The organism is Actinomadura coerulea, from assembly GCF_014208105.1.
GTDB lineage: Bacteria > Actinomycetota > Actinomycetes > Streptosporangiales > Streptosporangiaceae > Spirillospora > Spirillospora coerulea.
The window spans coordinates 2571823-2585627 of sequence record NZ_JACHMQ010000001.1 but is presented as its reverse complement, the minus strand read 5'-3'; the positions used below and the strand labels follow the sequence as shown (position 1 = coordinate 2585627).

The following is a 13805-nucleotide window of genomic DNA, read 5'->3' as shown; positions in this document are numbered from 1 at the left end:
CAGGCCACCCGCCCGGCGAGGGCCCGGGCGGGTGGCCTGGTGCCCGCCCTTGAGCCGGGAACGGCCGAGCGCGGTGATGCTTCACGCCCGCCGTTCCCGGCCGGTCAGGCGATCAGTCTCAGACCGGGGGTCGCCAGCGTCAGGGGGCCGTCGTAGGACTCGCGAGCCTCCCGCAGAGCGGTCATGGGGTCCGCCCAGGGGCGCAGGTGGGTGAGGACGAGGTGGGCGGCGCCCGCTTCCTCGGCCAGGTGCGCCGCCTGCGTCGGGGTGAGGTGGGCGGCGGCGGAGCCGGGGGTGTCGACGGCCGCCGCCGCCTCGCAGAGGAGGACGTCCGTCCCCCGGGCCAGTTCCAGGAGCTCGGCGCATTCGCCGGAGTCGCCGGAGTAGGTGAGGCTCGCGGATCCGGCGGTGACCCGGACGGCCTGCGCCGGCACCGAGTGCCGCACCGGAGCCGTCTCGATCGTCAGCGGCCCGAGCCCGGACGGCCCCGCGGGCGGCTCCCGCCAGTCGAGGGCCCGTGCGTAGCCGGACGGGGCGGCGACGTGCGCCTCGGTGCCCGCCGGGGCGATCACGGGCAGCGGGGCGGTGACGCCCCTGCGGTCCCGCAGGTAGGCGAGGGGCACCAGGTCCGAGCAGTGGTCGCGGTGCCGGTGGCTGATGACCACGGCGTCGATCGCGCACGGGTCGGCGAAGCGCTGCAGCGGTCCGAGCGCGCCCGTCCCGGCGTCCAGCAGGAGCCGGAAGCCGCCGTGTTCCAGCAGGTAGCAGGAGCAGGCGGCCTCCGGCCCCGGGACGGTGCCCGCGCAGCCGACGACGGTCAGGATCACGGCAGGACGCGGGCCACGAGGTCGGCGACGGCGCCCTCGACGCAGGGGCCCACCACCACGTCGGCGGCGGCCCGGACGGCCTCGGCGCCGTCCCCGACGGCGGCGCCGAGGCCGGCGGCCTGGATCATGTCCAGGTCGTTGGGGTTGTCGCCGATCGCCGCGACGGCGCTCAGGGCCACGCCCTGGGACGAGGCCAGCTCGCGCAGCGCCGTGCCCTTGGTCGCGCCCTCGGGCAGCGCCTCCAGGTAGGTGCTCTCGGACCTGACGAGGGTGACGCCGGGCACGGCCGCCGACACCGCCTCCTCGGTCGGATCCATCAGCTCGGGGCCGTCGCAGACGAACATGACCTTGACGATGTCGTCCAGCGGCAGGTCGCCCCAGGAGCTGATCTCCTCGACCTCGATCCCGTCGCGGCGGGCGTACTCCAGCAGCGCCGGCGACGATCGCGCGGCGTGGGCGCGGCCCTTGGCGAAGGCGACCGGCCAGACACCGGCGGGCAGCTCGGCGAACAGCAGGGTGAGCTTCGCCCAGGCGGCGACGCCGAGGCAGCGCCGGTAGAGGACGGCGCCGGTGCTGAGGTCGACCACGCGCGCCCCGTTGTACAGGATCGCGGGGGTGGTCAGGCCGAGCGTCCGGTAGTACGGAAGCGCGGCCTCCTCGCTGCGCCCGGTGGCGATGACGACGGTGCCGCCGGAGGCCATGAAGCGGCGCAGCGCGGTCAGGCTCGGCTCGACGATCTTCAGGTCGCGCCCGACGAGGGTCCCGTCGAGGTCGGTGACGATCCAGTCGGCGGTCCGCGGTCCGGTCGCGCTCATGCGGGCTCACCGGCGTTCACGAGCCCCGCGACGTCGGCGATGACGGAGCCGTCCAGATCGAAGCCGCCCACGCACGCCAGGTAGCCGGGGGCCTCCCAGTCGTGGCCGCCGGGCTCCCCGTTCAGCGGCAGGTAGGTGCCGCCGGCCTGCCGGACCAGCAGCACGGCCGCCGCGACGTCCCACGCGTTGACGGACGTCCCGTAGGCCACGTCCGCCCAGCCGGCGGCGACGTGCGCGAGGGTGAGGGCCGCGCTGCCCGGGCGGCGCACGGTGGCGAACGCGTTCACCAGCGAGCCGAACCGCCGCAGCGACTCCTCTCCGCGGCGGTGCATCTCCCGCGCGTTGGGGTAGCCGGTGACGAGCACCGCGGTCTCGTCGCAGGTCGCCCCGCGGCTGCGCATCGGCTCGCCGTTGCAGGTGGCGCCGTCGAGCGAGGCGGTGAACATGTCGTCGCGCACCGGGTCGTAGACCACGCCCGCGACCAGCTCATCGCCCACGGCCGCGCCGATGGACACGCAGAAGAACGGAAGGCCGACGGCGAAGTTGGCCGTGCCGTCGATGGGGTCGACGAACCAGCGCAGGTCGCCGTCGCCGCCGCCCACGCCGCCCTCCTCACCGACGACCACGCTGCCGGGGGTGTGTTCGGCGAGCACCGCCCGGATCGTCTCCTCCGCCGCCCGGTCGTGCTCGGTGACCGGGTCGTGGAAGTCGCGCTTGAGATCGACCTCGGGACGCGACCGGAACGCCGTCCGCAGACGGTCCCCGGTGGCGCGGGCGGCGAGCTCGGCGATCCCGGCGAGCTCGCGCGAGGCGGGGACAGCGACGCTCATTGTTCTCCTTCGATCGTGGCGGTGAGCAGGTCGAGCAGTCCGTGCCCGTCGTCGACGACGGCGTCGGGACGGCATCGCACCTCGTACGGGACGTCGTGGGTGCCCTTGGCCACCATCAGCACGTTCCCGCCGACGCCGGCGCGGTGCCCGCACAGGACGTCCCGGTCGAAGTTGTCGCCGACGTACCAGGCGTCCGACGGCTCGACCCCGAGTGCGCGGGTCGCGATCCAGATCATCTCCGGGTTGGGTTTGCGGATCCCGACCTCGTCGCTGTAGACCTCCAGGGCCAGCCTGCCCGCCAGCCCCGTCGAGGCCGTGTAGTCCCGGTGCACCGCACCGGACAGCGCGTTGCTGACGACCGCGCAGGGGATGCCGAGCCCGGCGGCGGCGTCGAGCAGTTCGGGGATGCCCGGACGGGTGCGGCGGTCCTGCCGCAGTTCGCCCATCCGTTTGCACAGCGGGGTGGCGTGGGCGACGACGAGCTGCCGCGCGGGCGCGGGCCAGTCCGCCGCCACGTAGTCGCCCCAGAACGCGGCGTGGGTCATCTCGCGCGGCGCGTACGGGCGGGACATCGCGTCCTTCCAGCACTTGTCCGCGGCCGCGCCCGCTCTGATGTCGGTCTCGACCGCGGCGGCGTCCAGCTCGCGGGAGCCGGCGCCGGAGAGGAGGGCGTGCACCTCCTTGGCCATGGCCGCCTGCCAGCCGTCCCGCTTGGAGGTCTCGACCAGCACGCCGCCGAAGTCCAGCAGCAGCGCCCGCGGCCGGCGCAGGGACGCGGTCACAGGGCGGCCTTCCCGGCGGGCGCGACGGCGTCGTCCCAGGCGCCCGTCCGGGAGCCGTCCTCGGCGAACACGTGCAGCCGCCCGGGAGGCGCCCAGCAGTGGAGCCGGTCGCCCGGCGCCGCCTCCGGGTCCTCGTGGGTGACGGCGAACAGGTCGGTGTCCAGGACGCGCAGCTGCACGGTCCAGCTCGACCCGGTCGGCAGGACGGTCTCGACGACGGCCTCGTCCGTCCAGGCCGTGCCCGGGACCTCGTCCCGCGACCGCGCCAGCTTCAGCGCCTCGGGCCGGACGCCCGCGCACGCGCACGCGGACCCGCTCAGGCCGGCGTGCTTCTCCACGAAGCGCAGCAGCGACCCGGCCAGCCCGCCGGGCTCGTCGCCGAGGGGGACGATGTTCATCGGCGGGCTTCCCACGAACTCGGCGACGAACCGGTTCGCCGGCCGCTCGTACATCTCCATCGGCGGCGCCACCTGCTGGAGCTCCCCGTCCGCCATGACGGCGATGTGGGTGGCCATCGTCATGGCCTCCATCTGGTCGTGGGTGACGAACACGACCGTGGCGCCCGTCTCGTCGTGGATGCGCTTCAGCTCCGTCCGCATCTCCAGGCGCAGCCGCGCGTCGAGGTTGGACAGCGGCTCGTCCAGCAGCAGGACGTCGGGGTCGACCGCGAGCATCCGCGCCAGCGCGACGCGCTGCTGCTGGCCGCCGGACAGCTGGGACGGGTACCGGTCCATGCAGTCGGCGACGCGCACCTTCTCCAGTGCCTCCTGAGCGCGGGCCCTGCGGCGCTCGGCCGGCACCCTGCGCATCCGGAGCCCGAACTCGGTGTTGCCGCGGACGGTGAGGTGCGGCCAGAGCGCGTAGTTCTGGAACACCAGGCCCATGTCGCGCTTCTCCGGCGGGACGTAGACGCCGCGCTCGACCGAGTCCAGGACCCGGTCGCCCACCCTGATCTCGCCCAGGGTCGGCTGCTCCAGCCCGGCGATCATGCGCAGGGTGGTGGTCTTGCCGCAGCCGGACGGCCCGAGCAGGCAGGTGAAGGACCCGTCCGGGATGACGAGGTCGAGGTCCTTCACCGCGGCGCGGCCGCCGCTGACGTAGTTCTTGACCACTCCGCTGAGGGTGATGGCCGGCATGGTCAACCTCCGATGCCCGAGGCCAGGCTGCTCTTGGTGAGCCGCTGGGCCAGGTAGGTCATGGTGAACGAGAGCAGGGCGATGACGAGCACGACGCCGTTGGCGAGCTGGGTGTAGCCGTAGTCGACGAGCCCGATGGACAGGGTGGTGAGCAGCTGCGTCCCGGACGTGGTCAGCATGATGACGATGCTGAGCTCCTTCAGCCCGGAGATGAACGGCAGGACGACGCCGGTGACGAGCGCGCCCCGCTGGATCGGGATGATGATGCGGACCATCCGGGTCGGCCAGCGCGCCCCGCTGATCTGCGCGGCCTCCTCCGGCTCCCGGCCGAGCTGCATCATCGCCGAGATCCCCGACCGGGACGAGTACGGCAGGTGCGTCACCACCATCACCAGGACGAGCAGCGTGATCGTCCCGTAGAGGGCGGGCACGGGGCCGCGCCGGACGGCGAACAGCGACAGGCACGCGGCGGCGAACGCGATGCCGGGCACCAGGTACGGCAGGAACGACACCTGCCGCAGGAAGGCCGAGACGCGGCTCCCGGCGCCGCGCACCACCACGTAGCCGATGAGGAGCCCGGCGAAGCCGCAGACCAGCGCGGCCAGCCCGACGATCCGCACGCTGTTCCAGGCCGCCTCCCACAGCTCGCCTCCGCGCAGCACGCCGTGCGGGAACCCGACCGCGCCCTCGATGTCGGAGCCGAACCAGTACCTCAGCGTGAAGTTGCCGGGGCTGAACACGCCGGGCGTCTTGGTGATCGTGGACAGCAGCAGCGTCAGGACCGGGATGACGACGCTCGCGGCGAACACCGCCATCGCCAGCCCGAACGCGGGCCACCGCCAGCGGCGCAGGTCGCCGCGGCGGTCCATGGCGCCCTTCCCGCCGACGGTGACGAACTTGCGCTGCTCGCGCACCAGCCGGGTGTCGACCAGGACGACGAGCACTCCGATGAGCACGATCACGCTGGCGATCGTCGAGGCGACGCCGGTGCTGCGGTCGCGGATCGCGTGGTACAGGCTCGTGGACAGGACGTTGTAGTCGCTCGGCAGCCCGAGGATGTAGGGGGTGCCGAACGTGCCGAGGACGCGGCCGAGGACGAGCAGCACCGCCGACGACAGCGCCGGCAGCATCAGCGGCAGCGTGATGCGGCGCAGGACCGTCCGGCCGCCGGCGCCGAGGATGCGCGCCGAGTCCTCCAGCTGCGAGTCGATGCGGCGCAGCGCGTTGCCGAACAGCAGCAGCACGAAGGGGTAGTAGTGCAGGCCGAGCGTCACGATGATCGGCACCGGCCCGTAGGCGAGCCAGTCGGGGGTGTGCATCCCGGCCCCCTGCAGGTAGCCGACCTGCCCGCCGGATCGCTCGTTCTTGAACAGCGACAGCCACGCCAGCGCGAACGTCCAGGACGGCAGCATGTACGGCACGACCAGCGCGCCGGCCAGGAACGTGCGGCCCGGGACGTTCGTGCGGGTCACGAGCCACGCCATCGACCCGCCGACGGCGAGCGCGAACGCGATGACGCCGACCGCGACCGTGAGGGTGTGCAGAAGCGGTTCCCAGAACAGCAGCCTGCTGACCGGGGAGCGGAACACCCGCCACAGGTAGTAGCTCGTCCACGAGCCGGCGCCCTGGCCGGAGCGGGCCTCGTCGCCGTACTGGACGCGGCCGGCGTCCGAGACGACCGAGACGAGGGGGGCGATGACGAGGTAGAGCAGCGCGGCGCTCAGCACGAGGCCGAGCAGCACGGTGGGGTTGCGCAGCAGGACGCGGGACCGGTACAGCACGCGCCGGCCGCGTGACACGGGCCGTGCGGAGGCGGCGACCGCCATGGGTTCTTCCTCCGGGGTGGAGCCCGGCGGGCCGCTCGTGCGGCCCGCCGGGGGTCGGGCAGTGCTCAGGAGTGGTTGACGCGCCAGAAGTCCTTGATGTCCTGGCGGTTGCGGAAGTCGGCGAGCAGCTTGTCGGAGGAGAACCAGTACAGCTGGGTGTTCCAGTCGGTGAGGCCGGGCGGGTTGTGCGGGCTCACCCCGACCGCGTCGTTGCCGGACACGCCGCCGGAGTGGGCCTCGAGGTCGAAGCCCTCCTTCGACATGGCGAAGTGGACGAACAGCTTGGCGGCGTTGGGGTGCTTGGACTTCGCCGCGATCGTCGCGAACTTGGGGTAGGCGAAGCCGGTCCAGGGGTTCAGGCCCTCGCAGACCTTCATGTTGAAGCCCTTGCCCTCCAGGTCGCGGAACTTCGCGATCGAGAACAGCCCGATCGTCGTCCGGGTCTGGTTGGGGGCCCCGACGGCGGTCGCGACGTCCTCGTCCTCGGTGGTCAGCACCGGGTCGTTCTTCGCCAGCCGCTTCACCCACTCGTGGGCGGCGTCGTCCTCCCCGGTCTTGAGCTTGCCCTTGCCGAGCTGCTCGTAGGCGGCCGCGAGCTTGTCGGAGCTCCGCTCCGACAGCTGGGTGAACCACTGGGTGAAGACCTCCTTGCCCAGCGGGTCCTGCATCATGACCTTGCCCTTCCACTGGGGATCGGTCAGGTCCCAGACGTTCTTCACCGGGCAGCCGCCGGGGTTGAGCTTGGGGTTGTAGGCGAACACGTACGCCTTCGAGATCATCATCAGCGGGTTCCGGTTCTTCTCACCGATGGTCTTGGCGAGGTCCGGCGGGATCCAGGTGGTGACGATCTTCTGGGGGAGGAGCTGGCCGACGAGCATCGGGCCGTCCTCGAACAGGCTGACGTCGATGGTGACGTTGCCGGCCTGCGCCTCGCGCGTCATCTTCTCCGCGGTCGCGGCGGCCTTGGACTTCTCGCCCTCGGCCTTGATGCCGTACTTCTTCTCGAACGCGGCGGCCATGTCCTTGACGTCGCCGCTGCCGTCGTAGGCGAGGACGCTCCCCTCCTTCTTCGCCGCGGCGATCAGCGCGTTCAGGTCGAAGGACGCCGCGTCCTCCACGGTCACGGAGGGCAGGGGCTGGTCGGCCCCCGCCTGGCCCTCGCTGGACGGCGCGCAGGCGCTCAGCGCCGCGGTGGCGAGGGCGGCCGCGACGGCGGCCCCGGCCCGTGCCCGGCGCCCGGTCATCATGGTGCGGATCATGTCGGTCTCTCTCCTTGCGCTGTGCCCGCAGCCCCGACCTGCGGCTTCATGGTTCGATCAGTGACTGCGTTTGAGCATCGCGTCCGACAGCGCGTCGGCCGCCTCGCCGAGCCGCCGCCCCACCGCGTCCAGGCGGTCGAGCAGCTCGCGCCTGCGCAGGACGTCGATGTCCAGCGGGCCGGCGAACAGGCGGGTCAGCGCCGCCTGCCGGGTCTCCCGGACGCGGTTTCCGGCCTTGCGCGCGCCGAGCGCCGCGACGGTGACCGCGGCGGGCTCGGCGAGGACCTTCCGGACGGCGGTGTCGAGGGAGGTCAGCCCCTCCAGCACCGCGTCCAGCGGCGGGACGGCGAAGCCGAGTCCGGGCGGCCCGAACAGGTCGGCCTCGCGGACGAAGTCGCGGAGGTTGTCCAGGACGTCGTCGACGGAGCGGGAGAGCCGGTACAGGTCCTCCCGGTCGATGGGGGTGGCGAGGACGCCGCGCAGCATCGCGGCGAGCGCCGCGCGCTCGGCGTCCCCGGCGTGCTCGATCTCGGCCATCCGGGCGCGGGCCTCCCCGGAGGGGACGCGACCGGCGGCCATCTCCCGGGCCAGCTCGGCGCCGTCGCGGACGGCCCGGATCTGCCGGGCGACCTGCCCGACGACCCGGTCCCCGGAGCGTCCTCGCAGGTCGTCCCAGATGAGCCGGACGCGGCGGACGGGCCGCACGGCGGCGCTCACAGGGTCCTCACCGCGACGCCGCCGAGCGTCCCGGCGGCGAACGCGAACGGCAGCGTGAACAGCCACGCGGCGCCGATGCCGACGACGTTCTGCCAGCGCACCCGGGAGGCGCCCTCGCTGGCGGCGACGCCGACGACCCCGGCGGTGACCGACTGCGTCATGCTGACCGGCGCGCCCGCGAGGGAGCTGGCCGCGACCGACGCGGCCGCCGCCGCCTCCGTGGACACCACGTGCAGCGGCCTGGCCAGCACGAGCCCGCGCCCCAGCCGCTCGCCGACCCGGTTGACGGCGCTCAGCGCGCCGGCGCAGAAGACGACGGCGATCGCGATGAGCACGAGCGGGGTCGGCTGGACGGGGCCGACCCCGCCGAGCCGCCGCGTGGACACCACGTGCCGCGCCACGCTGACGACGGCGAGCATCTTCTGCCCGTCGTTGGCGGCGTAGGCGGCGCACTGGGCGGTGTAGGCGAGGACGTGGGCGGTCCGGACGGCTCCGGGCATCCCGGTGAAGGACGGCACGCGCCGCGACGCGAGCCCGAGCCCGAACCCGACGGACGTGCCGACCAGCGGGGCGGCGGCGCCGACGGCCAGGACGAGGCCGAGCCCGCCCCAGGCCACGTCCAGGCCCATGCCGAGCCCCGCGCCGCCGATGCCGCCGACGATCGCGAGGGTCAGGCTGGTCGGCAGCCCGCGCCTGGTGAGCCCGGCGACGACGGCGAGCGCGACGGTCACGCCGAGCAGGAAGGCGAGCGCGCCGCGCCGGTCGCCGAGGTCGGTGAGGCCCTCGGTGAACGTCCGCGCGACCGTGACCGTCACCTGCGGGACCAGGACGAGGGGGACGAGCACCAGCGCGGTCAGCAGCAGCCCGGACGAGCGGGGGTAGCGTCCGCTGAGGCCGAGCAGAGCCGCCCCGTCGTTGACGCCGGTCACCCAGACGAAGGCGAGCGCGACGGTGCCGAACGCCACCGCCCAGATCATCGGATCTCCGCGAGCGGGACGCGGCGGCCCTCGCGCAGCGAGAGCGTGGCGGCCTCGGCGACGAGGAACGCCTCCAGCGCGTCGTCGATGGTGCAGGGGCTGCCGGTGCGGCCCCTGGCCATTTCCAGGAACGTTCCAATCTCGTTCGCGTACGCGGGCTCGAAGCGTTCCTGGAAGTCCGTCCACGGATCGCCGGGAGGCCAGTCCACGCCGGGCTCGGCCGACCGGAGCGGGGCGCGCTCGTCGAGCCCGACCACCCAGGTGCCGGCGGTGCCCGACAGCTCCATGCGCACGTCGTACCCGGCGCCGTTGTACCGCGAGCCCTGCAGCGTGGCGAGCGTCCCGTCGTCCATGACCAGGACGGCGGCGCTGGTGTCCACGTCCCCGGCGGCCGAGAAGTAGGCGTCGCCCCGGTTGGCGCCGACGGCGGTGACCGAGTCGACCTCCCGCCCGGTGACCCAGCGCAGGATGTCGAAGTCGTGGATGTGGCAGTCGCGGAAGATGCCGCCGGACGAGCGGACGTACTCGGCCGGCGGCGGCGCCGGGTCGGCGGTGACCAGGTGGACGCGGTGGAGCGCTCCAATACGTCCGTCGAGGACGGCCTGCCGCGCCGCCGAGTATCCCGCGTCGAACCGGCGCTGGAAGCCCACGTGCACGGGCACGCCCGTCTTGGCGGCCCGGTCGCGGACCTCCAGCGTCGTGCGCAGGTCGGGGGCGACCGGCTTCTCGCAGAACACCGGGACGCCCGCGTCGCAGGCGCGGACGAGCAGCTCGGCGTGCGTGGACGTCGGCGTGGCGATGACGACCGCGTCGAGCCCGGCGGCGAGCACGGTCTCCGGGTCCCCGGCCCGGGCGCCGATCGGCCCCGCCAGCGCCGCGGCGCGGCGGACGTCGGCGTCTCCGATCAGCAGGGTGTCGACCTGGGGATGGCCGCCCAGGAACCGGGCGTGCGACGCCCCGATCCGCCCCGCGCCCAACAGTCCGACCCGCATGGTGCCTCCCATGGCTGTCCGATCGGATGGCGAGTTCATCTGATGGACCGGCGGCGGACACCGGTTGTTCATCTGCTCGTCATCTTCGTGTGGCTTGCGGCACATTTGTAGCCCGAGCCCGAACGGCAGTCAAGACTTTGTACTTACATCTTGACGTTCTTACTTGGACTGGAGTCTTCCTCGCGCCGGCCGAGGGGCGGGCGGAGCTGCGGGAACGGCGGGGCGCGACCCGGCCACGATCGGCCGCCTCCGGCCAGAAGCGGCGCGCGAGGGGCGGCACGACGGATCCGCGTGCCGCGGGCAGGGCGGATCAGCCGTGCCGCGGGCATGGCTGAAGGGCGTGCCGCGCGATCGGCCGGAGCCGGGAGGGCACGCCCGTCGAGGGCCGCTTCCGGGGCCGGGCTACCGGGTGGTGCCGCGCTCGTCGAGGACGGGCGGGACGGTGACGCGCCGGGTCGCCGCCGGCGCGCCGTCCCCGATCCGGTCCAGCAGGAGCGCCGCGGCCTCGCGGCCCATCTCCGCGGGCGGCGAGGCGACGGTCGTCACCCCCGCGGCCCGCGCCCCCGGCGGGTCGCCGTGGACGATCAGCGAGACGTCGTCCGGCACGCGCCTCCCGGCGCGCAGCAGCGCGGTGAGCGCGGCGGTGCCCGTCGCGTCGCCGAGCGCGAGGACGGCCGCCGGCGGTTCGGGCCGCCGCCACAGCTCGTCCGGATGGGCGGCGACGGACCCGGGCGGGCACGCGCGGCGCAGGGGCGAGGGGCGGGGCCCGAGGTCGAGGCAGGCGACGCGGTGGTGGCCGAGGTCCGCCAGGTGCCCGAGCGCCCGCTCGACGGCCGCGGCCCCGTCGCCGGTCACGCAGTCGACGCGGTCGGAGCGCACGGAGCGCCCGACCACGGACACGGCGCATCCGGCGGCGGCGCGCTCGATGTCGGCGGCGGCCAGCCTCGGCCCGGCCAGGACGACACCGTCCGGACGCAGGTCGAGCAGGTCGTCCAGGGCGGCCCGCTCGCGCGCCGGGCCGCCGCGCCCGGTGGCCAGCAGGAGCCGGACGCCGCGCCGGGCGGCCTCGTCGGCGAGCCCGTCGTAGACCGCGCCGGACCAGGGGTCGTGGAGGTCGGAGAGGAGGACGCCGATCATGCCCGTCCGGCCGGCCGCGAGGCCCCGCGCCATCATGTTGGGCCGGTAGCCGAGCTCCCGGGCCGCCCGGAGCACCGCCTCGCGGCGCTCCTTGCCGACCTTGGGGGAGCCGCGCATCACCAGCGACACGAGCGCGCGCGACACTCCGGCTCGCGCGGCCACGTCCTCCAGGGTCGGGTGGGTCATGCGGTGTTCTCCCGGGTACGGCGAGTCGCCGCCATGGGGGCATGGCGGCGACTGGCGTCGGTGCGGTCCGTGCTGTGGTCGCTAGTCGCGCGGGTCCCAGTCGCCGGGCGTGACGTCCAGGTCGAGCGGGTCCGCCACATCCTCCCAGTCGACGAGCTTGAAGTTGGTGTTCTCCCGGACCTCGCCGTTGCCGTCCGTGACGGTGGGGGTGTTGACGCCGTCGTGGACGACGAGGAGGCCGTTCTCGAATCCGCCGATGGGGGCGCTGGTCACCATCGCCCCGTCGCAGACCTCCGAGCCGTCGACCGTGGTGCCGGGGGCGACGCGGAAGTGGCCGAGGTACTGGGCCGGGTTCTCGCGGTCGTAGACCACGAAGGTGTTGTCGCCCTGGCTGGAGGCGAGCAGGTAGCCCTCGCCGTCGTCCTGCCGGTAGATGGACAGGCCCTCGGCGTCGGCGGTGAGGTGCCTGCCTCCGACACCGGGGTCGGGTCCGCTCGGAGCGCACTCCTCTGTCTCGGGGTCGTAGGCGGCGGGCACGCCGTACTCCCTGACCTTGTCGACGAGCTGCGGCGTACCGCTGCCCAGCGGGATGCGCCAGATGCCGACGTCCTCCTGGGCGGCGAAGAGCACCCCGTTCTCGGGGTCGGCGACCATGCCCTCGACCTGCGGTCCCTCGCCGGGGTCCTCGCAGGGCGCCCAGGTGCCGCCGCCCGGCAGGGCGAACGAGGTGGGCAGGTCGACGTCGCGGACGTGCCGGTAGGTGACGGTGCCCGCGGCGGTGGCCTCCAGCCGGACGGTGCCGATCCGGGAGGTGTGCCGGCGGCTGAGCGCGACGTAGGAGGTGCCGCGGGCATCCTTCCAGGACGCCAGCCCGTACGCCGTCGCCTGCTCGTTGATCTCGTCGAGCGAGGACGAGAAGACGGGCGGGGCCGCGGGGTCGGTGACGTCGGTGAGCGGGGCCCGGTGGTCCTCGGCCTTCGCCGGGTCGATCGCGTAGGTGCGGACGGTGTCGCGGCCGCGGTCGGACACGACGGCCAGGTCGACCTTGCGGCGGCCGAGCTGGAAGCCGTAGATCAGGTCGACGTTGTTGAAGCGTCCGGCCTCGTCGCCGGGCCGGGGCGGGGTGGGGGCGGCGAGCCGCTGGATCTCCCGGCCGGCGGTGTCGTACACCGCGAGGCCGCCCTTCTTCAGGGTCGCGACGATCAGGTCGCCGTCGCGGTCGTCCGGGTGGCTCCAGATGGCCGGGTCGTCGGCGTTGGCGTTGCCGCCCGCGTCGTCGTCGAGGTTCGCGGGCGTCTCCAGCGCGGCGCGGACCTGGGCGAGCTCGTCGCCGTCGGCGGCCGCGGGGGCGGCCGACAGGAAGGCCGCGGCGAGCGCGGCGGTCGTCGCCGCGGCCGCCAGGCGGACGCCCTGGGGGGTGGGTCGCAACTGCATCGGGTTCCTCCTGATGCGTGGGGGATGCCTGAACCGTAAGCATTAGAGCGCTCTAATTCAATAGAGCGCTCTAATTGATCACGAGGATTTCCCCGGGCGTTCGCCGCCCGGCCCCGGGGCCGGGCGGCTAGCGCTCGACGAGGGTCAGGGCGAAGGAGTACCGGTCGGCGCGGTAGACGTGGCAGCCGTACTCGATCGCGCCGCCCTTGTCGTCGTAGGCGGTGCGGGTCATGGTCAGCAGCGGGACGCCGCGCCGCTCGTCCAGCAGCCGGGCCTCGGCCGCCGTCGCGCCGCGGGCGCCGATCGTCTGGTTCGCGATGCGCAGGTTGATGCCCGTCGCGCGCAGCAGCTCGTACAGGCCGTGCTCGACGAGGTCGGCCTCGCTGATCCTGAGCAGGTCGGGCGGCAGGTAGTTGGTGAGCAGGGCGAGCGGCTCGTCGCCGGTGAACCGGATGCGGCGCATCCTCGTGACCTCGGTGCCGGGCGTGACGCCGAGCTCCTTGGCCACCTGGTCCTCGGCGGGGACGGGCCCGAGCTCCAGGACCTCGGTGCGCGGCTCGCGCCCCGCCGCCGCGAGGTCGTCGTGCAGGCTGGTGAGCTCGATCGGGCGGCGGATCTCCGACTGGACCACCTGGGTGCCGACGCCGCGCTTGCGCACCAGCAGTCCCCGGTCCACCAGGTGCTGGATCGCCTGCCGGACGGTCGGGCGCGACAGCCCGCACCGGTCGGCCAGCTCGACCTCGTTCTCCAGGCGGGTGCCCGGGGACAGCTCGCCCTCCCGTATCGCCGCCTCCAGCTGCTGTGCGAGCTGGTAGTACAGCGGGACGGGGCTACTGCGGTCCACGGTCACGCGCGGTCGGTACACCCGGCGCCTCCTCTCGTCGGGA

General features: G+C 73.9%; 13 protein-coding genes. All 13 read right to left on the bottom strand.

Annotated features, from left to right (window positions below):
• Positions 1–104: 104 nt before the first annotated feature.
• The 13 genes from BKA00_RS11950 to BKA00_RS11890 all read right to left on the bottom strand — a co-directional run bounded on the left by BKA00_RS11950 (position 105) and on the right by BKA00_RS11890 (position 13783).
• A complete protein-coding gene (locus BKA00_RS11950) occupies positions 105–827 on the bottom strand; it encodes an MBL fold metallo-hydrolase (RefSeq protein WP_185024972.1) in 723 nt (240 codons plus the stop codon).
• Complete coding sequence (locus BKA00_RS11945; protein WP_185024971.1) at positions 824–1642, bottom strand: Cof-type HAD-IIB family hydrolase; 819 nt, start codon at positions 1640–1642, stop codon at positions 824–826. The genes BKA00_RS11950 and BKA00_RS11945 overlap by 4 nt, the downstream gene beginning before the upstream one ends.
• Positions 1639–2472 carry an inositol monophosphatase family protein gene (locus tag BKA00_RS11940; RefSeq protein WP_185024970.1) on the bottom strand — a complete coding sequence of 278 codons (834 nt, stop codon included), beginning with the start codon at positions 2470–2472 and terminating at the stop codon, positions 1639–1641. The genes BKA00_RS11945 and BKA00_RS11940 overlap by 4 nt, the downstream gene beginning before the upstream one ends.
• Positions 2469–3254, bottom strand: a complete 786-nt coding sequence (locus tag BKA00_RS11935; protein WP_230299009.1) for an HAD family hydrolase — start codon at positions 3252–3254, stop codon at positions 2469–2471. Before BKA00_RS11935 ends, BKA00_RS11940 begins: the two co-directional genes overlap by 4 nt.
• Positions 3251–4390 (bottom strand): ABC transporter ATP-binding protein, encoded by a 1140-nt coding sequence (locus BKA00_RS11930; RefSeq protein WP_185024969.1) that lies wholly within the window; start codon positions 4388–4390, stop codon positions 3251–3253. Before BKA00_RS11930 ends, BKA00_RS11935 begins: the two co-directional genes overlap by 4 nt.
• A gap of 2 nt (positions 4391–4392) precedes the next feature.
• Complete coding sequence (locus BKA00_RS11925; protein WP_185024968.1) at positions 4393–6216, bottom strand: ABC transporter permease; 1824 nt, start codon at positions 6214–6216, stop codon at positions 4393–4395.
• A 65-nt stretch (positions 6217–6281) separates the two neighbouring features.
• Entirely contained in the window at positions 6282–7475 is a 1194-nt protein-coding gene (locus BKA00_RS11920; RefSeq protein WP_185024967.1) for an ABC transporter substrate-binding protein, read from the bottom strand.
• 57 nt (positions 7476–7532) lie between these two features.
• Complete coding sequence (locus BKA00_RS11915) at positions 7533–8192, bottom strand: DUF47 domain-containing protein (RefSeq protein ID WP_221493111.1); 660 nt, start codon at positions 8190–8192, stop codon at positions 7533–7535.
• Complete coding sequence (locus tag BKA00_RS11910; protein ID WP_185024966.1) at positions 8189–9169, bottom strand: inorganic phosphate transporter; 981 nt, start codon at positions 9167–9169, stop codon at positions 8189–8191. Before BKA00_RS11910 ends, BKA00_RS11915 begins: the two co-directional genes overlap by 4 nt.
• Positions 9166–10161 (bottom strand): Gfo/Idh/MocA family protein, encoded by a 996-nt coding sequence (locus tag BKA00_RS11905; protein WP_185024965.1) that lies wholly within the window; start codon positions 10159–10161, stop codon positions 9166–9168. Before BKA00_RS11905 ends, BKA00_RS11910 begins: the two co-directional genes overlap by 4 nt.
• A 402-nt stretch (positions 10162–10563) precedes the next feature.
• Complete coding sequence (locus BKA00_RS11900; protein WP_185024964.1) at positions 10564–11484, bottom strand: LacI family DNA-binding transcriptional regulator; 921 nt, start codon at positions 11482–11484, stop codon at positions 10564–10566.
• Positions 11485–11565: 81 nt separating this feature from the next.
• Complete coding sequence (locus tag BKA00_RS11895; protein WP_185024963.1) at positions 11566–12918, bottom strand: phytase; 1353 nt, start codon at positions 12916–12918, stop codon at positions 11566–11568.
• Positions 12919–13045: 127 nt separating this feature from the next.
• Positions 13046–13783, bottom strand: coding sequence for a GntR family transcriptional regulator (locus BKA00_RS11890; RefSeq protein ID WP_185024962.1), 738 nt, complete (start codon positions 13781–13783; stop codon positions 13046–13048).
• Between the last annotated feature and the right edge of the window lie 22 nt (positions 13784–13805).

What these genes read in the sequence shown, in the direction of transcription:
- BKA00_RS11945 (WP_185024971.1), bottom strand. Translation starts at nt 1,642, where the DNA reads ATGAGCGCGACCGGACCGCGGACCGCCGACTGGATCGTCACCGACCTC.
- BKA00_RS11940 (WP_185024970.1), bottom strand. Translation starts at nt 2,472, where the DNA reads ATGAGCGTCGCTGTCCCCGCCTCGCGCGAGCTCGCCGGGATCGCCGAG.
- BKA00_RS11930 (WP_185024969.1), bottom strand. Translation starts at nt 4,390, where the DNA reads ATGCCGGCCATCACCCTCAGCGGAGTGGTCAAGAACTACGTCAGCGGC.
- BKA00_RS11925 (WP_185024968.1), bottom strand. Translation starts at nt 6,216, where the DNA reads ATGGCGGTCGCCGCCTCCGCACGGCCCGTGTCACGCGGCCGGCGCGTG.
- BKA00_RS11920 (WP_185024967.1), bottom strand. Translation starts at nt 7,475, where the DNA reads ATGATCCGCACCATGATGACCGGGCGCCGGGCACGGGCCGGGGCCGCC.
- BKA00_RS11910 (WP_185024966.1), bottom strand. Translation starts at nt 9,169, where the DNA reads ATGATCTGGGCGGTGGCGTTCGGCACCGTCGCGCTCGCCTTCGTCTGG.
- BKA00_RS11905 (WP_185024965.1), bottom strand. Translation starts at nt 10,161, where the DNA reads ATGCGGGTCGGACTGTTGGGCGCGGGGCGGATCGGGGCGTCGCACGCC.
- BKA00_RS11900 (WP_185024964.1), bottom strand. Translation starts at nt 11,484, where the DNA reads ATGACCCACCCGACCCTGGAGGACGTGGCCGCGCGAGCCGGAGTGTCG.
- BKA00_RS11895 (WP_185024963.1), bottom strand. Translation starts at nt 12,918, where the DNA reads ATGCAGTTGCGACCCACCCCCCAGGGCGTCCGCCTGGCGGCCGCGGCG.